A 21,699-nucleotide genomic window follows, 5' to 3' on the forward strand; every position below is an offset into this window, starting at 1 on the left:
TAGCGTGTTCGCCGCCGGCGCTCGTCACATCCCGTAGGGGTATTTGGCCAGATCGACCAGGCCGCTGGCGCGGACGTGCTGCAGGGCTTTGCCGTACTGGAGGAGGATGCCCAGCGCGTAGCGGAGCCGCTCGCGGATGCGCTCGTCGTCGGGGGATTGCGGCGCCTCCGGGTCGTTGAGGAGGCTGCGGACGTTGCGCACGATCACGTGGTCCGGGATGTAGCAGAGGTACGTGTTCTTGTAGCTGCTCATGCGCAGCTCCGCGATCGGGTAGGAGCCGCCCATGCTCGCGGAGACCCCGACGATGAGCGCGGGCTTGTGCGCGAGCTCGCCCCGGGAGCAGAGGAGGAAGAAGTTCTTCAGTCCGGCGGGGACCATTCCGCCCCACTCCGGCGCGATGATCACGAAGGCGTCGGACGCTCTGAGCTCGGCGGAGATGGGGGACCAGACGCGCTCCCATTTCTCGGACGGCTGCCACACCTCCGGATCCCAGAGCGGAAGCGGGTTGTCGGCGAGATCGAGCGTGTATGTCGAGGAGACGTCCGTCGACGACGCCAGCTGTTGCTGCACGTGGTGGGCGATCTTCCCCGATTCGGAGCCGTTGCGGTGACTGCCTGAGATGACAGCGAGCTTCATAGGGTCTTGCGTGCGGCCGGCGACGGATCGCGCGGCGCTCCTCGGTGATCGGTGGATTGCGGCGCGCAATGCTACCCCGTGCTCGCGCGGTGGGTCGAGGAGTTCGGTAGGTGAAGGGGCCCTCCGCCCCGCGCCGCCCGGCGAGAGGCGCCGTGGCGACAGGCCCTGTTCCGAGGGGGTGCGAGGGGATTCCTTTCGACGTGGCGCCGCCGCGCGCCGCGCCGGAGCCGCTGTGAAGGGCCGAGCCGGCTCGATCCGCGAGCTGCCGGGGGGCGCGCCGTTGCACTACGATGCCCGCGACGCCGCGTGCCTGGCGGCCGGTACGCAGGCCGGCGATCTCGGGGGGCGTCGCGGGGGGCGGGTGACATCGACTCAAGAAGAGCTGGAGGGCGCGGCGAGCGCAGCGCTCTCCGAGGGGAGGAGCCCTGGGCCGGGGGGGACGCGCCTGGGCGCGAGCGGGATCTGCGCGGACCTCGTGAGCGTGCGCGACCTGCTCCAGGCGCTCGAGCTCGCCGGCGTGCCCCTCGTCATGGGAGATCCGGTGACGGCGCGGATCGTGGGGTGCAACCGGGCGTTCTGCGAGCTGACGGGCTACTCCGAGGCGGAGCTCCTCGATCGCCCCTTCGCCGACCTCACGCACCCTGACGATCGCCCGCGGGAGACCGCCACCTGGGTGCAGGCCCTGAACGGCGGGCACCTCGAGTGGCGCAGCGAGAAGCGCTACGTCCGCAAGGACGGCCGCGTCCGCTGGGCGGTGGTGCGCGGCGCGGTGATCAGGGACGAGCGCGGCAAGCCGGTGCGGACGATCGGCGTGGTCAAGGACATCACCGAGCACAAGCAGGCCGAGGAGACGCGGCGCTGGAGCGAGGACCGTTACCGCGGCCTCGTCGAGGCCACCGAGGAGGTCGTCTGGGCGACGACGCCGGAGGGGCTCACGCAGCAGCACTCGCCGCACTGGTGCTCCGTCACCGGCCAGAGGCCCGAGGAGATGCTCGGCCGCGGGTGGCTGGCCGTCGTTCACCCGGACGACCGGGAGCAGGTATTGCAGAGCTGGGCGCGCGCCGTCGAGGCGAAGGCGCGCTACGAGACCGAGTACCGGATCCGGGCCGCCGACGGCAGCTACCGGCGCACGCAGGCCCGGGCGGTGCCGCTGCTCGATGCGGAGGGGCGCGTGCGCGAGTGGATTGGGATGAACATCGACATCACCGACCGGCGCCAGATCGAGGAGCGCTTCCGCGCGGCCCAGGAGCTCTCGCTCGACGCGTTCGTCGTGCTCCGGGCGGTGCGCGACGCCGGGGGCGAGATCGTCGATTTCGTGTTCGATTTCGCGAACCCGGCGGCCGGGCGGCTCCACTGCGTGCCCCTGGAGGCGCTCGTCGGCCGGAGGCTCCTCGACGTGATGCCCGACCTTCGGGCGGAGATGTTCCCGCTCTACGCGCGCGCCGTCGAGACCGGCGAGCCGCACGACACGGAGGTCGAGCTCACGGCCGGCGGGCGCCGCGTGTGGGTGCGCAACATGGCCGTGAAGGTCGGCGACGGCGTGGCCGTCTCCTGCCATGACATCACCGCGCGCAAGCAGGCCGAGCAGGCGCTCCTCGAGGCCGATCGCCGCAAGGACGAGTTCCTCGCGATGCTGGCGCACGAGCTCCGGAACCCGCTCTCGGCCATCCAGTTCTCGCTCAGCGTCTCGCAGATGCCCTCGGTCCCCGAGCCGCGGCGGGCGTGGGCGCGGTCGGTCATGCAGCGGCAGCTGTGCCAGCTCGGCCGCATGGTCGACGATCTGCTCGACGTCTCGCGGATCACGCGCGGCAAGATCACGCTGCAGCAGGCGCCGCTCGATCTCCGCGACGTCGTCCGCCAGGCGGTGGCGGCGGCCGCGCCGCTGATCGACGCCTCGAAGCACGAGCTCTCGCTCGACGTCGGTGCGCGGCCGCTCCCGGTGTTCGGAGACACCGCGCGCCTGGAGCAGGTGATCGTCAACCTCCTCACGAACGCCGCGAAGTACACCCCCGAGGGCGGGCGCATCTGGCTCTCCGCGGGCCAGGAGGGGGCGGAGATCGTGGTCCGGGTGAAGGACACCGGGGTCGGCATCCCCTCAGAGATGCTGCCGCGGATCTTCGGCCTGTTCGAGCAGGCGCACCCGACGCTCGACCGCGCGCGCGGCGGGCTCGGGCTCGGGCTCACGCTCGTGAAGCGGCTCGTCGAGATGCACCGGGGCTCGGTGTCGGCCGCGAGCGAGGGCGAGGGCCGCGGCAGCGAGTTCACGGTCCGCCTGCCGGCCGTCGAGGCGGCGGCCGAGCCCGGGGAGGCCGTCGAGCCCGCTTCGAGCGCGCGCCCGCGGCGGGTCCTCGTCGTGGACGACAACCGCGACCACGCGTTCGCCCTGGCGCTGCTCCTGGAGCAGGCTGGCCACGCGATCGGGCTGGCGCACGACGGGGCCTCGGCGCTGGAGATGGCGCGCAGCTTCGCGCCCGACGTGGTCCTGCTCGACATCGGCCTTCCGGAGATGGACGGCTACGAGGTCGCCCGGAGGATGAGGCGCTCGCCGGGCGCGACGGAGCTGAAGATCATCGCGTTCACCGGTTACGGCCAGCAGGACGATCTGCGCAGATCGAGGGAGGCCGGGTGCGACGCCCACCTGGTCAAGCCGATCGCTCCCGACGTGCTGCTCGCGCACATCGCGCGCGGCGAGCGGTAGCGGCCGGGGCCGCTTGAGGAGGAGCGTTTACGAAGGCGGCCGCCGCGCGGACCGAGCTGCTCGACGAAGGGCGCGCGCAGGTCCGGGCGGAGGCTGATCACCGCGTGCACGATGCGCAGGACGGGAACGTCCTCGGTTTCTGCATCGACAGGCGCACCCGGATCTGCTGGAAGTAGGGAAAGGAAACGGCGGCGGAGAGCTCACGCTCTGCGGCGCTGGACCCGTGGAGGGCGCGATGGCGGACTGGGATCCTGCGCAGTACCTGAAGTTCGAGGACCAGAGGGCACGTCCTGCGATGGACCTGCTCGGCCGGGTCGACCTCACCGCGCCGGGCGAGATCGTCGATCTCGGGTGCGGGGCCGGCAACATCACCCGCCTCGTGGCGCAGCGCTTTCCGGGCCGGGGGATCCTCGGGGTCGACAGCTCTCCGGACATGCTGGCGCAGGCGCGCGCCGCGCTGCCTGGGGCGCGGTTCGTCGAGGGCGACATCGCGCGCTTCGCGCCGTCCGCGCCGCCGGCGCTGATCTTCAGCAACGCCGCGCTGCACTGGCTTGACGACCACCAGGCGCTGTTCCCGGCGCTGCTCCGGCGGCTCACGGCCGGCGGGGTGCTGGCGGTGCAGATGCCGAGGAACCACGGCGCGCCGTCGCACACGGCGATGGTGGAGGCGAGCCGGCTGCCTCGCTTCCGCGACAAGCTGGCGGCGGTGGTGAGGGAGAGCCCTGTCGCGGCGCCGGCGGCGTATTACGGGATGCTGGCGCCGCACGCGGCGCGGATCGATATCTGGGAGACGGAGTATCTGCACGTCCTCGAGGGCGCGAATCCGGTCGTCGAGTGGACCAAGGGGACGGCGCTGCGGCCGCTGCTCGCGGCGCTCGATGCGCAGGAGCGGGCCGAGTTCCTGGAGGAGTACGGCGGGCGGGTGGCGGCGGCGTATCCGAAGGCGGTGGACGGGAAGACGCCGTTTCCGTTCCGGAGGTTGTTCCTCGTCGCCACGGCGCGGTGAGCGCCGCGCCGCGCGGATCAGCGCGTGTACTCGATAGCGCCGACGCCTTCGGCCTCGGGGAGCACTGTCACGAGCGCCTGCGCTCCGACGGAGCCTGACGAGAGCGAGGAGCGGACGGCGACGAGCCATGTCCGGTCGCTCCTGCGCGCGACGAGGATGGCGCAGCGCTCGCCCTGGGGCGTGCCCGCGCGCGCCTCGGCCTCCTGGACGACGCGCGCCCCGGAGGCGTCGCAGCCCTGGACGTCGAACTTGCGGTTCAGCAGCGCGGTGAGCGCCATGCTGGCGGCCTTCTTCGCGGTGACCTCTTCGGCCGTCGGGGCTGCGGGGGGCGGCGCCGGGGCGCACCCGGCGGAGAGCGCTGCGAGGAGGGGTATCCACCGTGCGATGGTCCGTGTCACGCTGCAGTCCTATCGCGGCGGCGCCGCCAGGGGAAGCCCTCGTTGCGAGCTCGGTTGAGCGGCTGCGAGTGGAGCGACGCAGCGACTTACGTGGTTGAACCATGGTCCGTTCGAGCGCGCGATGATCGATCCAGCGCGCGTGCAGGCAAGCCCGCTCCTCGCCGGAGAGCCCTTCATCCCCCCAGGAAAAGCCCGTAAGCGAGCCCGTGGGGGCGGCGTGTCCGGAATCGTGTCCGGGTCCTCGGGCCATCTCGGCCGCAGACTCCCCGCAACGAATTCAAGGAGAACGCCGATGTCTTCCCTAACTCACTATCTGGTCATCGATCTCGAGGCGACCTGCAGCGACGACCCCGCCTTCCCCCGCGACGAGATGGAGATCATCGAGGTCGGCGCCGTGCTCGTCGATGCCGGCACCCTGCGGCCCGCCGCGGAGCTGCAGTGCTTCGTGCGCCCGATCCGAAACCCGCGCCTCTCGGCGTTCTGCATGCGGCTGACGAGCATCCGCCAGGCCGACGTCGACGCCGCGCCGCGGTTCCCCGCGGCGGTGGCGCGGCTGAGAGAGCTGGTGCGCGGAAAACAGGCGCTCTTCTGCTCCTGGGGTGGCTACGACAAACGCCAGATCGAGCGCGACGCCCGCCGCCACGGGGTGGCGCTGCCCTTCGGCGGCGATCACCTCAACCTCAAGCGGGCCTTTGCCCGCCGCCTCGGCGCCGAGCGCGAGCTCGGCGTGGGGCAGGCCCTGCGCCGGGTCGGCCTCTCGTTTCAGGGGACGCAGCACCGCGCCATCGACGACGCGCGCAACATCGCGCGGCTCCTGCCGCACGCGCTGGGCCTCGAGCCCCACCCTGCCGGCGCTCCCGGGAGCCCCGACGCGCCGGCGCTCACCGGCCCTCCGGCGGCGTCTCCGGCGCTTCCAGCGCCGCGAGCAGCGCGGTGAGCCCCTTCTTCAGCGAGGCCATCTGCTTCTGGCCCATGGCTCGCGTGAGCTCCTCCTCCAGCTCGTGCAGCACCCCGAGCCCGTGGAGCAGCATCTTCAGCCCGTGCGGCGTGAACCGCACCCGCTTCGCCCGCCGGTCGTCCGGATCGGGCGTCCGCTCCACCACGCCCGCCGCCTCGAGCTCCTCCACGACCTGACCCACCGCCTGCTTCGTCACGCCGGCGCGCTCCGCGAGATCCGTCAGCCGCGTGCCCTCGAGATCGATGTACGGCATGAGCGCCGTGTGCGCCCGGCGCACCCCGGGCGCGCCGCGCCGGGCGACGCGCGCCACCGCCCGCTCGTCGAGCAGCCGCGCCGAGCGGAGCAGGAGCTGCCCGAGGCTCGCGCGCTTGCGCCGCTCGAGCTCGGCGACGTCGCAGGGATCGAGGTCGTGTTGGCTCATAATGGTCAATCTGCTTGACTAAATGGTCAAGCAGGTTTACCAATTGGAGCATGCTGCGACGGCTCGATCAATCCCTCTGGGTTGCGGAAGACACGTTGAAGGTGGGGTTTCTCCGTTTTCCCGTGCGATCTCCGGTCGTGCGTCTCGAGGACGGCGGGCTGCTGCTCTTCTCGCCGCTCCCGAGCGTGGAGCGGGAGGCGGACGAGATCCGCGCGCTCGGCGAGGTGCGGGCGATCGTGGCGCCGAACCTGCTGCACCACCTCGGCCTTTCGCCGGCGGCGCGGCTGTTCCCGGACGCGCGGCTGTACGGCGCACGGGGGCTCCGCGAGAAGCGCCCTGACGTGACGTTCACCGGCGCGCTCGACGGCGCGCCCGACCCGCTCTGGTCGGCGGAGATCGACCAGGCGGCGGTCGGCGGGATGCCGAAGCTCGAGGAGACGGTCTTCTTCCACCGGCCGAGCAGGACGCTCTTCGTCTGGGATCTCTGCTTTCACATCGCGCAGAGCGATCACCTCCCGACGCGCCTCTTCATGCGCCTCAATGGCGCCTACGGGAGGTTCGGCCCGTCGCGCATCGCACGCTCGATGATGCGCGATCGCGCGGCGGTGCGCGCGTCGGTGGAGCGGATGCTCGCGTGGGAGCCGGAGCGCATCGTGGTGGCGCACGGCGACGTCGTCGAGCGCGGCGGTCGGGCCGCGCTGCAGAGCGCGTTCGAGCGGGTGCTCTGACGTCCCTGACGTCGAGCGGCGCGCGGGGGGGTGCTCTGACGTCCCTGACGTGGAGCGGCGCCCGAGCGGGTGCTCTGACGTCCCCCCCGGCGTGGAGCGACCCCCGAGCGCCGGTGCGGTAGGACGGTGGCCTGGCCATGAACATCAGGACCGTCCGGTGATGGGCGCCCAGGTCACCCTGCTCGGCCTGGATTTCGGCTCCACCACGAGCTGCGCCGTGGCCGCCTCGGCGACGCTCACGCGCGCCGCGGGCAGCGGCCGGGCGGAGCTCGGCGCGCTGGAGGAGCGTTACCGATCGGAGATGGCGCTCACGCCCTTCGCCGGCGACGCGCTCGATCTCGACGCCGCGGCGGCGCTCCTCGATCGCTGGCTCGCCGAGGCGGGCGTGGCGCCCGGGGCCCTCTTCGGCGGCGGGGCGATCATCACCGGCCTCGCCGCGCGCCGGAGCAACGCCGACGCGCTCGCGGCGCTGATCCGCGCGCGCGTCGGCGAGGCGCTGCTCGCCGTCGCCGAGGACCCTTGCCTCGAGTCCTGGGTGGCCTTCATGGGCAGCGCCGCTCCCCTGTCGCGCGCGCGCCCCGGCGAGCCCCTCGTCAACCTGGACATCGGCGGCGGCACCACGAACATCGCGCTCGGCGTGGCCGGCGAGGTCCAGCGCACCGGCTGCCTCCTCGTGGGCGCGCGCCACGTCGCGCTCGACCCGCGCTCGCGCCGCCTCCGCGCGCTCTCGCCCGAGGCCCGCGCCGCCTTCGACCACCTCGGGCTCCGCCGCGGCCCGGGCGAGGTGCTCTCGCAGGCCGAGGCCGAGGTCGTCGTCGCCTTCTACGTGGATCTGATCGAGGCGGCGATCACGGGGCGCGCCGGCGCTCTCGACGCGCCCGCGGCAGCGCGCCACGTGCAGGTGCCCTTCGCGCTGCCAGAGGGGATCGCGGCGCCCACCCTCACGTTCTCCGGGGGCGTTGGCGAGCTGATCTACGCCGGTCTGGCCGGGCGCCCCCTGCCCGAGCCGGCTCACCACGGCGATCTCGGCGTGGATCTCGCTCGCGCGATCCTCGCTTCACCTCGGCTGAGCGCGCGGGTCGCGACGCCGGCCAGCATGGGCCGGGCGACGGCGTACGGCCTGCTGCGCCACGCCACCCAGCTCTCCGGCGCGACGCTGTTCCTCCCGCGCCCCGAGCGCTTGCCCCTGCGCGACCTGCCCATCCTGGCGCGCCTCTCGCCGGTCTCTTCCGACGCCGAGCTCGATCACGCCGTGGACCTCTTCTGCCGGAGCACCCGCGGCGGCTGCCTGGAGATCGCCCTCGACGACGTCTCGGCGGCCACCCTCAAGCGCCTCGGCGCGCGCATCGCCGGCGCGCTGCGCCGGGCCGGATCGATCCCGGAGCACCCCCTCGTGCTGCTCACAGCGAAGAACGCGGGCAAGACGCTCGGGGGCTACGTGACCGGCTGGGGCGCGCTGCCGATCGACCTCCTCGTCATCGACGAGGTGAAGGCGCACGGCGCACGGTTCGTCCAGGTCGGCCGCCTGTGCGATCAGATCTTGCCGGTCTCGTTCTACGGGATGACGCCATGACGTCGCTCGGCGAACCTTCCGTGAAGGGAGGAGCGCGCCGTGAAGGAACCGACCCCGCTCGATCGGATCGAGGTCCCTCGCCCCCGGACCGACGTCGTCTATGCGGCCCGCCTGCCTGGCCCCGGCGGCTCGTTCCGCGGCCTGAAGCGGCTCCTCGGCGCCGCCGACTGCAGCAAGGCCGGCGATCGCCACGCAGGCCTCGCGGCGAGCGACGACGCGGAACGGGAAGCCGCGCGGGAGCTGCTCGGCGAGCTGACCCTGGAGCACCTCCACGATCACCCGCTCACCGACGCGCGGGGCGAGATCGACGCGGTGATGCGCGTCAATTACGACATCGACAGCGACGCCTTCGCCCGGATCGCCTCGCTGCGCCTCGGCGAGCTCAAGGACCACCTGCTCCGCGCGTCCGGCCCGGAGGTGGCGCGCCTCGGCCGCGCCCTGACCGGCGTCATGGCCGCGGCGCTCGCCAAGCTCTGCGACGTGCACGAGCTCGTGTACCTCGCCCGCAAGATCAGCCGCCCGACCCGCGCACGCACGCTCCTCGGCGCCCCCGGCACGCTCGCCTCTCGCCTCCAGCCGAACCACCCCACCGACGATCTCCGGGGCATCACCCTGCTGCTCTACTGGGGCCTTTCCATCGGCGCCGGCGACGCGCTGCTCGGCGTCAACCCCGCGGCCGGCACGGTGGAGACCACCGCCGCGATCCTCCGCCACCTCGACCGCATGCGCCGCGCGGCCGGCGTCCCCACGCAGATCTGCTGCCTGTCGCACCTCAAGGTGCAGCTCGCCGCGCTCGACCAGGGCGCGCCCGTGGAGATCCTCTTTCAGAGCCTGGCCGGCACCGAGTCGTGCTGTGTCACCGAGTTCGACGTCACCGTGGATCTCATCGACGAGGGCTATCGCCGCATGGCCGCGCGCGGCCCGCTCGCGGGCCAGGCCGAGCAGTTCATGTATTTCGAGACCGGCCAGGGCAGCGAGCTCACGTACGGCAAGCACGAGGGCATCGACATGGCCACGGCCGAGTCGCTCTGTTATGGCCTCGCCCGCCGCTGGGACCCGTTCATGCTCAACAACGTCACCGGGTTCATCGGCCCGGAGACGCACCTCGACGACCGCGAGATGATCCTCGCGAACCTCCAGGACCATTTCATGGGCAAGCTCCTCGGCGTGCCCATGGGCATGGCCCCTTGTTACACCCTCCACGCCCGCGTCACGCTGGAGGGCCAGCAGATGGCGACGCAGCTCCTCACCGCGGCGGGCGCCAATTACTACATGGATGTCTGTCTCAACACCGATCGCATGCTCGCTTATTTCGACACGAGCGGGCACGACGTGCAGACCTTGCGGGAAATCCACGGCCGCGCGCCCGGCGCCGAGTTCCTGGAGTGGGCCCTCGCGCGGGGCATCCTGGCGCGCGCGGGGGAGGGGGAGGGCGAGGCGGGCGCGATCACGCGCGGGCCGCGCTTCGGCGATGTGCGGCAGTTCTGCCCGGACGAGGCCGAGCTCGCCGAGCTGCTCGCGGCCACGCCCGCCGCCCACGGCTTCGCCACCGCCGGTCCGCGCCCGGCCAACGCGGTGAGCCGCCGCGGTCGCCGCGACGAGGCCATCGCGCGGGCGGCGCTCGCCACCGAGCTGCGCGAGGACGAGCTGGCCCGCGTCGCCGCGTTCCGCCTCATCTCCACGACGGCGGTCAGCAAGGGAGAGCACCTCGGCTCCGCCGACGCGGGGGCGCGCCTCTCCCCGGAGAGCGCCGCCCGGCTCGCGCCGGAGGAGGCCGAGGTGCAGATCGTTGTGTCGGACGGCCTGAGCGCCGAGGCCGTTCACCGCAACATCCCTGACCTGCTCCCGGTCCTGCTGGACGGCCTGGGGGCGCGCGGCGTGACCGTCGGCCAGCCGCTGCTCGCGCGTTACGGCCGGGTGAAGCTCGCGGAGGCCCTCGCCGAGCGGCTCGGGGCGCGGCTGGTCGTCGTGCTGCTCGGCGAGCGCCCGGGGAGCGGCGAGCTGGCGTCGAGCAGCCTCTCGGCCTACCTCGCTTATCGCCTCACGCCCGGCGCGGACCAGGAGGCGGCCGCCGCCTTCAGCGGCAATCCCATGATCGGCTTCGAATACACGGTGATCTCCAACATCCACGCTGGCGGGCTGCCCGCCGCGGAGGCCGGGGGCGTGATCGTCGAGAAGGCCCTGGCGGTGCTCGCCCACCGCGCGGCCGGCAACCGGCTGGAGGCATTGCTCACCGGCTAGCACCCCGGGGCAGAGACGCTGCCGGGACGTCGTGCTTCGGCGATGCGCCGAACTTGCGCGTGTAATCGCGGCTGAACTGCGCCGCGCTCTCGTAGCCGACGTCGAACGCCGCCGCGGAGACCGAGATCGTGCCGGCGCGCAACAGGCGGCGGGCCTCGAGGAGCTGCAGACTCTTTCGATACTGGAGCGGTGACGACGCGGTGATCGCCTTGAAGTGCTTGTGAAACGAAGACGCGCTCATCCCCACGCTGCGCGCGAGCCTGGGAATCTCGACGGGCGATCGAAAGTCACGCCGCAGCTGTGCGATCGCGCGCGCGATCGCGCTGGCGTGGCTGTCATGGCGGATCAGGTCGCGCAGCATGCCGCCAAACGGCGCCGTCGCGAGCCGGTAGTGGATCTCGCGCGAGACGAGCGGACCGAGCACCGCTGCGTCCGTCCGCGCGCCCGCGAGCGCGAGATGGCGGTGGAGCGCGTCGACGAGCCTTGCATCGCAGGTGTGGACCGCGAGCGAGCGAGGCTGCGCGGCGGAAGGGGGCAAGTCAGCCATTGCCTCGTACAGGTCGCGCAGCGTATCCAGCTCGACATCGAACAGCAGCACGAGGTAAGGGGCCTTCGTGACGCGCGCGATCACCGGAAGGTCGTGGCTGATGAGCAGACACTCGCCAACGCCCATCGGAAACGAATCGGCTCCCAGCACCGTTTCCTTTCGCCCCTGGAGGACAAGGCCCATGACCGGCTCGTAGACAGCGGCTTCGAACGAGGTCGGCTGGTGATGCCGGAGGACGCCGAGGTTCTTCAGCGGTCGCACGTACTGGCTAGCGCGGCCGTTCGGGCGAGGGAGCTGGCGCGCGGCGAGCTCGGCGAGAGCCGCGAGGTTCATGCGGCGAGCGTAGCACCATCGCGCTTTTGTGTCTCCGATGAGAGGATCGAGCAAGAAGCAAAGAGCTACCGGCAAGCATCTCGCGACCTGCAGTCGTACATTGAGCTCATGCCGAACAACACCCTGATCGTGCATCACCTCGGGCGCTCCCAATCGGAGCGGATCGTCTGGCTCTGCGAGGAGCTTGGGCTCGACTATGAGCTGAAACGGTATGAGCGCCGAAGGGACAACAGGATGGCGCCGCCGGAATACAAGGCGCTGCACCCGATGGGGACGGCGCCGATCATCACCGACGGACAGCTGGTGCTCGGTGAATCCGGGGCGATCGTCGACTATCTGATCGCGACCCATGGCGAGGGACGGCTCGCCGTGCAGCGCGGCCAGCCCGGATTCGCCGACTACCTCTACTGGTTCCACTTCGCCAACGGGACCTTGCAGCCGGCCGTCTTGCGGGTGTGGTACCTGGAGCGCGTCGATGCGTCCGAGAAGAATGTGGCGCTGCAAGCGGCGAAGGATCGGTTCAACCTGATCTTCTCCACGGTGGAGCAGCGCCTGGGTGAGGCGCCTTATCTCGCCGGCCCGGAGCTGACGGCGGCGGACATCATGACGGTGTTCTCGCTGACCACCATGCGGCGGTTCAACCCGTACGATCTCTCGCCGTGGCCGAACATCCTGGCTTATCTGCAGCGGATCGGCGCGCGCCCCGCGTATCGGCGCGCGATGCAGAAGGCGGATCCGGACATGACGCCGTTGCTGGGGGCCGCTCCATGATCGAGGGGCCGTCGGCCCCGGACCCGATCCGCGGGCCTGGCGCCCAGTCGGAGCGAGATGTCGGGGTCCCCGAATGTCCGGTTCTTCCAATCGGAGGCCGCGGGCGCGTGGCATGAACACCCCATGACCCACCTCGACGCCACGATGAGCCGCTCCCCGATCCGATCGACTCCGCTGGGCAAGACAGGACCCAGCGTCTTTCCCGTCGGCCTCGGCTGCATGGCGATGTCCGGCGCCTACGGCCCGGCCGAGGACGCCGAGGGCGTGGCGACGATCCGCCGCGCCATCGAGCGAGGGATCACCCTGATCGACACCGGAGACTTCTACGGCAACGGGCACAACGAGCTCCTCATCCGGCGCGCGATCGAGGGGGTGCGCGACAAGGTCCAGCTCTCGGTGAAGTTCGGCGCGATGCGCGGCCCGGACGGCGCCGCGCTGGGCATCGACACCCGCCCGGCGGCCGTGAAGAACTTCGCTGCGTACAGCCTGCATCGGCTGGGCGTGGAGGTCATCGATGTGTACCGCCCCGCTCGTCTCGACCCGCAGGTGCCCATCGAGGACACCGTCGGGGCCATCGCCGACCTCATCAAGGCCGGCTTCGTCCGGCATATCGGGCTGTCCGAGGTGGGGGTCGAGACGATCCGGCGCGCGAGCGAGGTGCACCCGATCGTGGACCTGCAGATCGAGTACGCGATCGCGACGCGCGGGCCCGAGACGTCCATCTTCCCTGTCCTTGCGGAGCTCGGGATGAGCGCGACGCTCTACGGGGTCTTTTCGCGGGGGCTGCTCACCGGCAGCAAGCCCTCGGGAAAGGGGGACTTCCGGCAGCACATGCCACGCTTCGCAGGCGAACAGGGCGCAAAGAACGCGAGTGTCGTCGAGAAGCTCCACGCCTTCGCCGGCGAGCGAGGGATGACGCCGGCTCAGGTCGCGCTCGCGTGGGTGCTGGCGAAGCAGCCCACGCTGGTGCCGATCGTCGGGGCCCGCACGCGAGCCCAGCTCGACGACGCCCTCGTGGCCCTCGACAAGCCGCTGTCGGCGGGCGACGTCGCGGTGCTCGAGAGCATCGTGCCAGCGGGCGCGATCGGCGGCACGCGCTACCCCGCCCAGCACATGAAGGCTCTCGACAGCGAGCGGTAGCCGACCGATGCGGCCACCCGCGTCGGCTTGAACGGCCGCACGAGAGGCGTAAGAGTGATGAACGTGGCCGCAGCGATGGATCTCCCCACCCTCACGCTCCCGCGCTTCGTCGAGGACGTCCGTGAGGTTGCGGCACCCCCCGGTCAGGTGTTCGACGTCGAGTGGCTTCCCGACGGCAGAACGGGCCTCTTTTTTCGAGCGCTCGAGGGTGGGCGCGAGGGGGACGTGTGGGTCGCGGGCCCCCGGACGCGCGCGGTATTCAAGAGCAAGACCGGCATCGCGCGGACGGTCACCCTTCGGTTCAAGCCTGGCTGGTCGGTTCCGCTGCTCGGCGTGGCAGCGAGCGAGCTCACGGACCAGATCGTTCCGCTGGAGGACGTGTGGGGCCGCGCGGCGTGCGAGCTCTGCGGTGAGCTGCTCGCCGCGAGGAGCCGCGCGGACCTGATGGACCGCGTCGCCCGGGCGCTCGCCCTCCGCGCCGGCCGACCCTTCGAAACGGCATCGGGGCAGCTCGCCCGTCGTGCGGTTCGCTTGCTCGAAGGGGGCGAGGTCCGGGTGGAGCGTGTCGCCGATCGGCTCGGCGTCACGGCGCGGCATCTCCGCCGCGCTTTCATCGAGAACGTCGGCATCGGCCCGAAGGAGTTCGCGCGGACCGTCCGCCTGCAACGCGCGGTGCGAATGGCAGCGACCTCGTGCGACTGGGCGCGTATCGCCGCAGACGCGGGCTATTATGACCAGGCCCACCTCATCGCCGACTTCCGTCAGCTCGTCGGGCTCACACCGGGCGCGTTCCTCAAACGCGCGGGCGGCCGGATGACCAGTCCTCCTTGCATGCAGGCTGATGATCCAGCTTAGGCGTTTGCGTTCGGCAGGAGAAGGCACCGCACATCCGGCTCCTCGTTCCAGGCATTCCCGGTGAGCCGAGCGCGCAGGCCGGATCGCCCTACCCCAGGAGATTGAACCGCAGGAACCCCAGGATGCTCCTGATCGTCTCTCGCGAAGCCTCGCTGTCGTCGAGCAGATCGAACGCGTGCGGCGCCGCGGCGAGGTTGACGAGCGTCACTGGCAGGTTGCGGGCCAGCGCTCCGGCGACGAAGTCATCGATCGTCTCGTTCAGGTGGGGCATCCTGTCCTGTCCCGCCCTGGCGATGAACAGGGGCAGGTCCGGAGGGAGGTCGTCGATCGACTTCCCGGCGCACGGGTTGACGAACCGGAACTGCGCCGCCGCCTCCGCGACGCGGGTGGACGCGCCGAGATCGAGCATGAAGCCGTAGCAGAGGGCGGCGCACCGGAGCGAGCCGCTCGCTCCCCGCATCAGCGCCGACAGGGCCATGGGGACGTTGCCGGAGCAGGCCCACAGGCCGATCCGGCGCTCGTCGATCCCGAGCGAGGCGGCGTTCTGCCGCAGGTGCTCGAGCAGCGCATGAAGATCGGACGGCTCCCGGTTCGTGTAATTGATGCCCACGAGCCCGGAAGCGGCCACCAGCCGTCCCCACGACGTGGACTGCCCTATCTCCTTGCGTTTGCAGCCGAACACCGACTCGAACCCCGGATCCGGATATCCGGACACGAAGACGACGGCAGGCGCCCGTGCCACGGCCACCGAGGTTGGTGGAGCGTAGAGGTCGAAGGTCAGGGCGCCTGCGTCGGTCGCCTGGTACTCGATATCCCTGCGGAGGATGACGGCATCCATTCCGGGGATCTCGAGGACCGCCGTCTTCTTCATCATCTGGGCTCGCTCGGATTCTTGGCTCATCTGTGCTTCTCCTCTGCTGTGGTGTCGACCAGCGCCGCTCGATGACAGCGCACCGCGCAGGGATTCCCGGACGCAAGTGCGCACAGCCCGCGCGGGCGAGCCGACGAGGTTCAATCTGCCGAGCTGCGCGGAGCACCGAGGACGACGCGCTGCTCATAGCCCGGTGGCGGCTTACCGGGCGGTCGGACAAAGGGGATCAGACGCCTCGAGAGCGGCGTTTAGGCGAGAAAAGTACATCCTTGGCGCCGCTGAAGGCGCCAGGGAGAGAATTTTCTGGGTGCTCTCGACGTCTTTCGCGCCTTTGGCGGTTCTTATCTGGCCGCTGTATCGCGCGGTCAGGCATTACTCTGGAAACAGAAACGCCAGCCGTGGCTGGGCTGGCGAGGTGTGTCCGAAGCTAGCAGTCTCCGGACCCCATGGCAATTCGGAAGGGGCGGGCCGAGCGTGAAAGTTCCGCGGACGAGGGCGCGCCTCATGACCGCGCACGGAACGCTCGCGAGGGCGAGGTCTCGCTCTTGCTCTGGCCAACGCAACCCGAGGTGAAGAGGTCGTTATGCGCCGTGCATGGGTGGTTTTCTCAACCGTGATATGGGTCGCATCGATGTCTGGCGAAGCCATCGCGGCGGCCCATTTCGTCGACGCGAATCTCCAGGATTTTCGCGCGGTGGGTTTCGGCATCGATGGCGACCTCAACGCGACCAACTGGGCCCAGGCGCGCCGTGCGGCCAACGAGTTCTGCAAAGGGAACGGGTTCCTTGCCGGCGTGCTCAATGGTCACCAGGCGGGGGCGATGCGCGGCGCGACCTGCGTGGACGCAGCCAACGCCCGCTTCATCGACGCCACGCTCTCGGAGCTGGGCCAGACCGGCTTCCCCGTGAGCGGGAACCTCGATGTCGTCCCGTGGGCGCAAGCGGCCCGCGCCGCCAACGAGTTCTGCAAGGCGAGGGGATTCCTCAGCGGCTGGATGAACGGTCATCAGGCTGGCGAGATGCGCGGGGTCGTGTGCGTCGACGCAACGGCCGCTTCCTTCATCGACGCGCTCCTTGCGGACTTCCGCAACGTGGGCTGGCCGATCGATGACGATGTGAATGCTCTCCACTGGGCCCAGCCGGCGCGCGCCGCCAACGAGTTCTGCAAGGTGCGCGGTTACGTGGGTGGCTTCATGAACGGCCACCAAGCGGGACTTCGACGTGGTGTCACCTGCCTGCGCTGAAAGCCTAGGCTCAGCTCATGATGCCCCCGCGGCCCCGGCGGCGCGCGACAGCTCGTCGAGCGCCCCGAGGAGCGCGTCGCTCTGCTCCGGCGTGCCCACCGTGATCCGCAGCTTGTCCTGGATGCGCGGCGCGTCCCAGTAGCGCACGAAGATCGCGCGATCGTAGAGCGCCCGGTACATCGCCTGTGCCGACAGCCCTCCTCCCGGCGGACTCGCCAGGACGAAGTTGCTCTGGCTCGGCGCCACGGCGAACCCCTTCTGCCGGAGCGCCCCCGTGAGCCGGGCGCGCTCGGCGATCACCTTCTCCCAGCTCTTCCTCGCCTCGTCCCGCGCGGACAGCGCCGCGGTGGCCGCGGCCTGCGAGAGGATATCCGTGTTGTAGCTGTCGCGGGCCTTGTCGAGCGTCTCGATGAGCCGCGGGTGCCCGAGCCCGTACCCGAACCTCAGCCCCGCGAGGGAGTAGCCCTTGCTCAGGGTCCGCAGCAGAAGCACGTTGTCGAGCCCCCGCGCCGGGTCGAGCAGCGGCGTCGCGTCGAACTCCGCGAAGTCGACGTACGCCTCGTCGATGAGGAGCACGCCGCGGAACGCCCGCGCGACGCGCTCGAGCTTGTCGAGCGGCTCCTGCCGCCCCGACGGCGCGTGCGGGTTGACGAGGAGCGCGAGCCGGCAGCCCTGCTCGTTCAGGCGCTGCGCGAAATCCTCCGGGACCGACCAGTCCTCCGCGAGGGGGACCTGGGTGATCGTCGTGCCGTGGATCTCCGCGAGCACGTCGTAGAGCGAGTAGGTCGGGTACGTCTCCCCGATGCCGCGGCCGCCGGGCTCGCAGAACACCGTCACGGCCATGCGGAGCAGCTCGTCGCCGCCGTTCGTGGCGATCACCTGCTCGGGCGACAGGCCATGGAGCCGCGCCGCGGTCTCGCGGAACTGCTGCGCCCGGGGCGGCGGGTACCGGCGGAGCTGATCGGCCGAGACGTCCCGGATCGCCTCGAGCACGGCGGCCGGCGGCGGGTACGGGTTCTCGTTCGTGTTGAGCTTGACCACGTCGGCCCGCTGCGGCTGCTCACCGGGCGTGTAGGGCGTGAGGCGATGGATGTTGTCGCGTTCGTACAGCATGGGGATGGCCGTCTCTCGCCCACTGGCTCGCCGGAGACAAGCGCCTCGTCGTCGGCGGGAGGCGCGCGCGACGCTCGATCCCGGCCGCCCTCGGCGGGAGCTCGGCCGGAGGACACGGACGGCGTTGCCCGGGCGCTCGTCGTGCGACCCGCGCGGCCCGCGGCGAGGTGCGCGGGCTGCGCGGATCGGACTAAGATGCGCCGCATGACGACGACGCCCGAGCCTGAAATCTTCCTGGTCCTCTCCTGCCTCGGCCCTGACCGGACGGGCATCGTCGCGGAGGTGACCCACTACCTGACGGAGCGCGGCGCCAACGTGGAGGACAGCCGGATGGCGGTGCTCGGCGGCGAGTTCGGCATCCTCCTGCTCGCGTCCGGGCCCCCCGGCGCGATCGAGGCGGTCGAGCGCGACACGGAGTCGCTCACCCGGGCGACGGGGCTCACGGTGCAGAGCCGCAGGACCAAGAGCCCCGAGTCGCACCGGCGCGCGGCGACCATCCCTTGCGTCATCTCCGTCGACGCGCTCGATCACGAAGGCATCGTGCGCGCGGTGTCGCGCGCGCTCCACGGCGTCGGCGTGAACATCGTCTCGCTCGAGACCTCGGCTTACGAGGCGCCTGTCACCGGCTCGCAGCTCTTCCGGATGGAGGCCCGCGTCGACGTCCCCGCCGGGGTGACCGTTACCCAGCTCCGCAAGGCGATGGATGCGGTCGCGGAGTCCGAGAACCTCGACATCGACGTCCGCTCGCTCATCAAGGGCTGACCGCGCCGCGCGAGAACCGGTATCCTAGCGGGCCATGCCCTTCAGCAATCTGAGCTCCCCCCGCAAGGTGCACGGCCTGGACGCGGAGATCCGAGGCGCCGCGGTCCTCGCGAGCCCCGGGCTCGTCGCGATGATCTCGACCGATCCGGTGCGCCTCGGCGTCTGCCCGATCGGCGGCTCCGGCGCGAAGACGACGAACCTGTCGCTGCCCTCGGCGCACGACGTGGCGCTCCTGTCGAAGGACGTCGCGGTGGTGCGGAGCGGCGACGACGCGGTGTGGGCGCTGCTCGGCATCACGCACGGCCCGAAGCTCGATCAGGTCGGCCGGGACGCGCGGCAGCTCGCCACGCGGCCGTCGGGCGAGACGGCGCTCGCGCTCGGCTGGGACGGCAGCGCGACGGAGCTCAAGCTCGACAAGACCGAGGTGAACGGCCGCACGTTCGCGGTGCGCGGCTCCGCGCGGGCGTTCGACCTGACCGAGACCGAGGCGCACGTGGTGATGGACGGCGCGGGGGAGGGAGGCGAGCTCCGCGTCCACCCCGGCGCGACACCCGAGCCGGGCCCGACGCTCCGCGCCTCGCTGCCGCGCGCGGCCCAGAACCTCGATCGCGTGCGCGGCGGCCCGAAGCTGACGGCTGTGTACAAGCGCGGCGCGAGCGCGGCCTGCGCGGTCGTGAGGTCGTCGGGCAAGCTCGCGGCCAAGATGCTCGCGTTCGCCGATCCCGTCGCCGACGTCGCCGTCCTCGAGTCGAGCCTCTTCGTGGCCTTCGCGGACGGCCGCGTCGCGCTGTTCGACGGCGCCGCCATCGAGGCCGCGTCCGGCGCGCCGATCGCGCCGACGGCGAGCGTCACGCTCGGCGCCCGCGGCGAGCCGGCCGTGCTCGCGGTCGCCGGCAAGGGCTCGCCGAGCCTGTGGGTCGGGACGAGCGCCGGGGAGATCTGGAGCCTGGCGATCGTCCGCAAGCAGGGCGGCTGAGGGGACGCCGCACGGTGCTATGATCCCTCGATGCTCTCGCTGAAAGCCACCGTGCGGAACGGCCACCTCGTGCTCGACGAGCCCACCGAGTTGCCAGAGGGGGCCGTGGTGGATCTTGTCGCCGTGGGGGGAGACGCGCTCGATGAGCTCGATGACGAGGAGCGGGGAGCCCTCCATGCGGCGCTCGCTGAGGGCATTATGCAGGACGACGCAGGAGACACGCTCGACGCCGACGAGGTGCTCGCCCGCCTCCGTGCTCGCGCGTCGTGACAGCGGTTCGCTTTGCTCGGCGGGCATCGCACGAGCTCGATCGCATCGAGGCGTGGTGTCAGACGCATCGGCCGGCGCTGTGGCCCGTGTTCATCGCCGAGCTCGCGCAAGCCGTTCGCCTCCTCCGGACCGCTCCTGAGCTCGGGCACGAGTACCAGGCCGCCAGGACTCAGGGCGTTCGACGATTGCTGCTCGAAAGAACGCAGTTTTACGCGTACTACCGATATCATCCGACGAAGGCGCTCGTCGTCATCCTGTCCGTCTGGAGCACGCGCCGACGGCGGCCGCCGTCGCTTCGTTGATCCGTTGGCGTTCGGGTCCGCGCCGCGGCTCACGCCGCGCGCGCCGCGATCTGCCCCTCGACCAGCGCGTCCGGATCGAGCTGGTCGAGCGTCGTCACGACGCGATCCGCCCCCGCCGCGGCCAGCAGCGCCTCGTCGGCGAGCCGCGCCACGCCGATCGACGTCATCCCGGCCGCCTTCGCGGCCTGCACCCCGGAGGGGGCGTCCTCGATGACGAGGCAGCGCGGCGGCGGGACGCCGAGCGCGCGCGCGGCGGCCAGGAACAGGTCCGGCGCCGGCTTTCCGCGCGCCACCGCGGCGCCGCAGAGGTCGGCGTCGAACAGGTCGAGCAGCGTCGCGCCCAGCGCGACCGGCGCGCGGCGGGGGTTCTGGTGCTCGACGAAGGCGTCGACGCGGATCCTGCGGAGGAGCTCGCTGGCATTCCTGGACGACGACGCCGCCGCGAGGAGCACGCCGCGCGCCTTGAGCTCCAGGATCAGCCGCGTCGCGTCAGAGAACACGACGAACTTCCCCGCCGCGATCTTCCGGAGCAGCACCTCCTGCTTGCGCTCGGCGTACACCCCGGCGCGCTCCGCCGCGTCGGGCACGCCGAAGTAGTCGAGCGCCGCGCGCGCGCCGCTCTCGCGCGCCTTGCCGGCGACCTCGCTCTGGTAGACGGCCGTCGTGAACCGCTCCGGCGCGTAGCGCGTCTCGGGCGCGATCGCGCGCCACTCGGTCGCCATCAGCACCTCCAGCGCCTCCTGCCAGGCGCGCTCATGCGGCGAGTCGACAACCACCCCATCGACGTCGAAGAGGACTCCCCCGAGAGGACGCATGCCGCTGACATGGCGCCGGCGCGCCGGATCGGGAGCCCCGCGGCGCCTCGACGACGCGGCGCACAGCGCGCTGGAGCGCGCCGGCGACAGCCGCCCGCGGCGCCGTATCGCGCCTCCTCCGGCTCCGTCCGGCGGCGCGCCACGGCCGCCCGCCACAGGCGATCGCGCCCCCCTGTGGCTCCCGCCGCTCCGCTCGGGGTGCTACCGTGCGGGCTCGTGCTGCCTGCCCGTTCCGGAGCCGCTCCCCCTGCGACGCGCCTGCCGCGAGCGCTCGTCGTCCGCGACCCGGATCCCGAGGAGCTCCGCGCGACCATCGACTGGTCGGACTGGTACCTGGACGACGCGGACGGCATCGGCGCGTGGGGCGAGCACGACGAGATCTCCCGCCTGCTCCTCTCCTCGATCGCGCAGCTCGCGCGCGAGCGCGGCTGGACCGACCACCACGCCGGCGCGGATCGGTTCTTCGCCTGGGTGCGCGAGGAGCCGCTCGTGCGCGTCTCGCCGGACGTCTACCTCCTCGATCACCGGCCCGCGCCGCCGCTGCCCAAGCAGTGGCAGACCTGGCTGCCCGGCCACCGGCCGCCGCGCTTCGCCCTGGAGATCGTGGCGAGCGACTGGCAGAAGGCCTACGAGGACGTCCCGCTCAAGTACTGCCAGCTCGGCTGCCCAGAGCTGGCGATCTTCGATCCGCTGGCCGCCACGCACCGGCCGCCGGCGGGGCGCGTGGCGCTCCAGGCCTACCGGCGCGACCCCGACGGCGCGTACGTCCGCGTGTACGCCGGCGCCGGGCGCGTGTGGAGCCCCGCGCTCGACAGCTGGCTCTGCGTGATCGGCGGCGGGGCCGAGGCCCGGCTCCGCCTCACGCGCCCCGGCGGCAAGGGCGAGCTCGTGCCCACCCAGGAGGAAGCGGCGGCGATCGAGGCCCGCGCGCGGGAGGCGGCCGAGGCGCGCGTGCGCGAGCTGGAGGCGCGCGTGCGCGAGCTGGAGCAGCTGGAGCACGGGTAGCGCGCAGCGCGCGTCACGGCGCCGCGAGCGGTTCCGG

General features: G+C 71.7%; 22 protein-coding genes. 15 read left to right on the forward strand and 7 right to left on the reverse strand.

All coding sequences use genetic code 11. The annotated features are described in order from the left end of the window. Positions 1–24: 24 nt before the first annotated feature. Positions 25–636, reverse strand: coding sequence for an NADPH-dependent FMN reductase (locus tag WMF19_RS49870; RefSeq protein WP_437896804.1), 612 nt, complete (start codon positions 634–636; stop codon positions 25–27). A 232-nt stretch (positions 637–868) separates the two neighbouring features. Between WMF19_RS49870 and WMF19_RS49875 the strand changes: the two genes are divergently transcribed. After that, positions 869–3,334, forward strand: a complete 2,466-nt coding sequence (locus tag WMF19_RS49875; RefSeq protein ID WP_437896805.1) for a PAS domain S-box protein — start codon at positions 869–871, stop codon at positions 3,332–3,334. 235 nt (positions 3,335–3,569) lie between these two features. After that, entirely contained in the window at positions 3,570–4,340 is a 771-nt protein-coding gene (tam, locus tag WMF19_RS49880; protein WP_437896806.1) for a trans-aconitate 2-methyltransferase, read from the forward strand. A gap of 17 nt (positions 4,341–4,357) precedes the next feature. Here the strand turns inward: tam and WMF19_RS49885 are convergent, their stop codons facing one another. Then, positions 4,358–4,738 carry a hypothetical protein gene (locus WMF19_RS49885; RefSeq protein WP_437896807.1) on the reverse strand — a complete coding sequence of 127 codons (381 nt, stop codon included), beginning with the start codon at positions 4,736–4,738 and terminating at the stop codon, positions 4,358–4,360. 292 nt (positions 4,739–5,030) lie between these two features. Here WMF19_RS49885 and WMF19_RS49890 point away from each other — a divergent pair, with 292 nt between their 5' ends. Next, a complete protein-coding gene (locus WMF19_RS49890; protein WP_437896808.1) occupies positions 5,031–5,675 on the forward strand; it encodes an exonuclease domain-containing protein in 645 nt (214 codons plus the stop codon). Here the strand turns inward: WMF19_RS49890 and WMF19_RS49895 are convergent. After that, positions 5,620–6,117: a MarR family winged helix-turn-helix transcriptional regulator gene (locus WMF19_RS49895; RefSeq protein ID WP_437896809.1), complete on the reverse strand. Its 498-nt coding sequence runs from the start codon at positions 6,115–6,117 to the stop codon at positions 5,620–5,622. The two genes, WMF19_RS49890 and WMF19_RS49895, sit on opposite strands and share 56 nt — an antisense overlap. Before the next feature lie 50 nt (positions 6,118–6,167). On the opposite strand from WMF19_RS49895, the gene WMF19_RS49900 reads away from it, so the two are divergent. The 3 genes from WMF19_RS49900 to eutB all read left to right on the forward strand — a co-directional run bounded on the left by WMF19_RS49900 (position 6,168) and on the right by eutB (position 10,659). Next, a complete protein-coding gene (locus tag WMF19_RS49900) occupies positions 6,168–6,845 on the forward strand; it encodes a DUF4336 domain-containing protein (RefSeq protein ID WP_437896810.1) in 678 nt (225 codons plus the stop codon). Between the two features lie 160 nt (positions 6,846–7,005). Then, the gene (locus tag WMF19_RS49905; protein ID WP_437896811.1) at positions 7,006–8,418 is read left to right on the forward strand and encodes an ethanolamine ammonia-lyase reactivating factor EutA; all 1,413 of its coding nucleotides are present in this window, start codon (positions 7,006–7,008) and stop codon (positions 8,416–8,418) included. 39 nt (positions 8,419–8,457) lie between these two features. Continuing rightward, positions 8,458–10,659: an ethanolamine ammonia-lyase subunit EutB gene (eutB, locus tag WMF19_RS49910; protein WP_437896812.1), complete on the forward strand. Its 2,202-nt coding sequence runs from the start codon at positions 8,458–8,460 to the stop codon at positions 10,657–10,659. Here the strand turns inward: eutB and WMF19_RS49915 are convergent. After that, complete coding sequence (locus WMF19_RS49915; RefSeq protein WP_437896813.1) at positions 10,649–11,539, reverse strand: AraC family transcriptional regulator; 891 nt, start codon at positions 11,537–11,539, stop codon at positions 10,649–10,651. The two genes, eutB and WMF19_RS49915, sit on opposite strands and share 11 nt — an antisense overlap. A 108-nt stretch (positions 11,540–11,647) precedes the next feature. Here WMF19_RS49915 and WMF19_RS49920 point away from each other — a divergent pair, with 108 nt between their 5' ends. The 3 genes from WMF19_RS49920 to WMF19_RS49930 all read left to right on the forward strand — a co-directional run bounded on the left by WMF19_RS49920 (position 11,648) and on the right by WMF19_RS49930 (position 14,305). Then, complete coding sequence (locus WMF19_RS49920; RefSeq protein WP_437896814.1) at positions 11,648–12,310, forward strand: glutathione S-transferase family protein; 663 nt, start codon at positions 11,648–11,650, stop codon at positions 12,308–12,310. Between the two features lie 123 nt (positions 12,311–12,433). Beyond that, on the forward strand, positions 12,434–13,450 hold the full coding sequence (locus WMF19_RS49925) for an aldo/keto reductase (RefSeq protein WP_437896815.1): 1,017 nt from the start codon (positions 12,434–12,436) through the stop codon (positions 13,448–13,450). A gap of 57 nt (positions 13,451–13,507) precedes the next feature. Continuing rightward, positions 13,508–14,305 (forward strand): helix-turn-helix domain-containing protein, encoded by a 798-nt coding sequence (locus tag WMF19_RS49930; protein ID WP_437896816.1) that lies wholly within the window; start codon positions 13,508–13,510, stop codon positions 14,303–14,305. A gap of 88 nt (positions 14,306–14,393) precedes the next feature. On the opposite strand, the gene WMF19_RS49935 is transcribed toward WMF19_RS49930, so the two are convergent. Next, positions 14,394–15,206 carry an alpha/beta hydrolase gene (locus tag WMF19_RS49935; RefSeq protein ID WP_437896817.1) on the reverse strand — a complete coding sequence of 271 codons (813 nt, stop codon included), beginning with the start codon at positions 15,204–15,206 and terminating at the stop codon, positions 14,394–14,396. Positions 15,207–15,807: 601 nt separating this feature from the next. Between WMF19_RS49935 and WMF19_RS49940 the strand changes: the two genes are divergently transcribed. Then, the gene (locus WMF19_RS49940) at positions 15,808–16,419 is read left to right on the forward strand and encodes a hypothetical protein (RefSeq protein WP_437896818.1); all 612 of its coding nucleotides are present in this window, start codon (positions 15,808–15,810) and stop codon (positions 16,417–16,419) included. A 15-nt stretch (positions 16,420–16,434) separates the two neighbouring features. On the opposite strand, the gene hisC is transcribed toward WMF19_RS49940, so the two are convergent. After that, positions 16,435–17,532 (reverse strand): histidinol-phosphate transaminase, encoded by a 1,098-nt coding sequence (gene hisC / locus WMF19_RS49945; protein WP_437896819.1) that lies wholly within the window; start codon positions 17,530–17,532, stop codon positions 16,435–16,437. A 204-nt stretch (positions 17,533–17,736) separates the two neighbouring features. Here hisC and WMF19_RS49950 point away from each other — a divergent pair, with 204 nt between their 5' ends. Genes WMF19_RS49950 through WMF19_RS49965 form a run of 4 tightly spaced genes read left to right on the forward strand, consistent with a single transcriptional unit; the run spans position 17,737 to position 19,842 of the window. Beyond that, a complete protein-coding gene (locus tag WMF19_RS49950; RefSeq protein WP_437896820.1) occupies positions 17,737–18,294 on the forward strand; it encodes a glycine cleavage system protein R in 558 nt (185 codons plus the stop codon). Positions 18,295–18,328: 34 nt separating this feature from the next. Further along, positions 18,329–19,270: a hypothetical protein gene (locus tag WMF19_RS49955; protein ID WP_437896821.1), complete on the forward strand. Its 942-nt coding sequence runs from the start codon at positions 18,329–18,331 to the stop codon at positions 19,268–19,270. Positions 19,271–19,300: 30 nt separating this feature from the next. Next, a complete protein-coding gene (locus WMF19_RS49960; protein WP_437896822.1) occupies positions 19,301–19,540 on the forward strand; it encodes a hypothetical protein in 240 nt (79 codons plus the stop codon). Beyond that, the gene (locus tag WMF19_RS49965) at positions 19,537–19,842 is read left to right on the forward strand and encodes a type II toxin-antitoxin system RelE/ParE family toxin (protein ID WP_437896823.1); all 306 of its coding nucleotides are present in this window, start codon (positions 19,537–19,539) and stop codon (positions 19,840–19,842) included. Before WMF19_RS49960 ends, WMF19_RS49965 begins: the two co-directional genes overlap by 4 nt. Positions 19,843–19,871: 29 nt before the next feature. Here the strand turns inward: WMF19_RS49965 and WMF19_RS49970 are convergent, their stop codons facing one another. Beyond that, positions 19,872–20,657 (reverse strand): HAD family hydrolase, encoded by a 786-nt coding sequence (locus WMF19_RS49970; RefSeq protein ID WP_437896824.1) that lies wholly within the window; start codon positions 20,655–20,657, stop codon positions 19,872–19,874. A 216-nt stretch (positions 20,658–20,873) separates the two neighbouring features. Here WMF19_RS49970 and WMF19_RS49975 point away from each other — a divergent pair, with 216 nt between their 5' ends. Next, positions 20,874–21,662 (forward strand): Uma2 family endonuclease, encoded by a 789-nt coding sequence (locus WMF19_RS49975; protein ID WP_437326487.1) that lies wholly within the window; start codon positions 20,874–20,876, stop codon positions 21,660–21,662. The last annotated feature ends 37 nt before the right edge of the window (positions 21,663–21,699 follow it).

The organism is Sorangium sp. So ce124 (assembly GCF_051525235.1).
GTDB classification, from domain to species: Bacteria; Myxococcota_A; Polyangia; order Polyangiales; family Polyangiaceae; genus Sorangium; species Sorangium atrum.

Excerpts from the sequence above, each read along its gene's own strand:
- tam (WP_437896806.1), top strand. The coding sequence starts at position 3,570 with ATGGCGGACTGGGATCCTGCGCAGTACCTGAAGTTCGAGGACCAGAGG.
- WMF19_RS49940 (WP_437896818.1), top strand. The coding sequence starts at position 15,808 with ATGTCTGGCGAAGCCATCGCGGCGGCCCATTTCGTCGACGCGAATCTC.
- WMF19_RS49935 (WP_437896817.1), bottom strand. The coding sequence starts at position 15,206 with ATGAGCCAAGAATCCGAGCGAGCCCAGATGATGAAGAAGACGGCGGTC.
- WMF19_RS49890 (WP_437896808.1), top strand. The coding sequence starts at position 5,031 with ATGTCTTCCCTAACTCACTATCTGGTCATCGATCTCGAGGCGACCTGC.
- WMF19_RS49925 (WP_437896815.1), top strand. The coding sequence starts at position 12,434 with ATGACCCACCTCGACGCCACGATGAGCCGCTCCCCGATCCGATCGACT.
- WMF19_RS49905 (WP_437896811.1), top strand. The coding sequence starts at position 7,006 with ATGGGCGCCCAGGTCACCCTGCTCGGCCTGGATTTCGGCTCCACCACG.
- WMF19_RS49920 (WP_437896814.1), top strand. The coding sequence starts at position 11,648 with ATGCCGAACAACACCCTGATCGTGCATCACCTCGGGCGCTCCCAATCG.
- WMF19_RS49955 (WP_437896821.1), top strand. The coding sequence starts at position 18,329 with ATGCCCTTCAGCAATCTGAGCTCCCCCCGCAAGGTGCACGGCCTGGAC.
- hisC (WP_437896819.1), bottom strand. The coding sequence starts at position 17,532 with ATGCTGTACGAACGCGACAACATCCATCGCCTCACGCCCTACACGCCC.
- WMF19_RS49950 (WP_437896820.1), top strand. The coding sequence starts at position 17,737 with ATGACGACGACGCCCGAGCCTGAAATCTTCCTGGTCCTCTCCTGCCTC.
- WMF19_RS49900 (WP_437896810.1), top strand. The coding sequence starts at position 6,168 with ATGCTGCGACGGCTCGATCAATCCCTCTGGGTTGCGGAAGACACGTTG.
- WMF19_RS49895 (WP_437896809.1), bottom strand. The coding sequence starts at position 6,117 with ATGAGCCAACACGACCTCGATCCCTGCGACGTCGCCGAGCTCGAGCGG.
- WMF19_RS49870 (WP_437896804.1), bottom strand. The coding sequence starts at position 636 with ATGAAGCTCGCTGTCATCTCAGGCAGTCACCGCAACGGCTCCGAATCG.
- WMF19_RS49960 (WP_437896822.1), top strand. The coding sequence starts at position 19,301 with ATGCTCTCGCTGAAAGCCACCGTGCGGAACGGCCACCTCGTGCTCGAC.
- WMF19_RS49930 (WP_437896816.1), top strand. The coding sequence starts at position 13,508 with ATGAACGTGGCCGCAGCGATGGATCTCCCCACCCTCACGCTCCCGCGC.
- WMF19_RS49970 (WP_437896824.1), bottom strand. The coding sequence starts at position 20,657 with ATGCGTCCTCTCGGGGGAGTCCTCTTCGACGTCGATGGGGTGGTTGTC.
- WMF19_RS49915 (WP_437896813.1), bottom strand. The coding sequence starts at position 11,539 with ATGAACCTCGCGGCTCTCGCCGAGCTCGCCGCGCGCCAGCTCCCTCGC.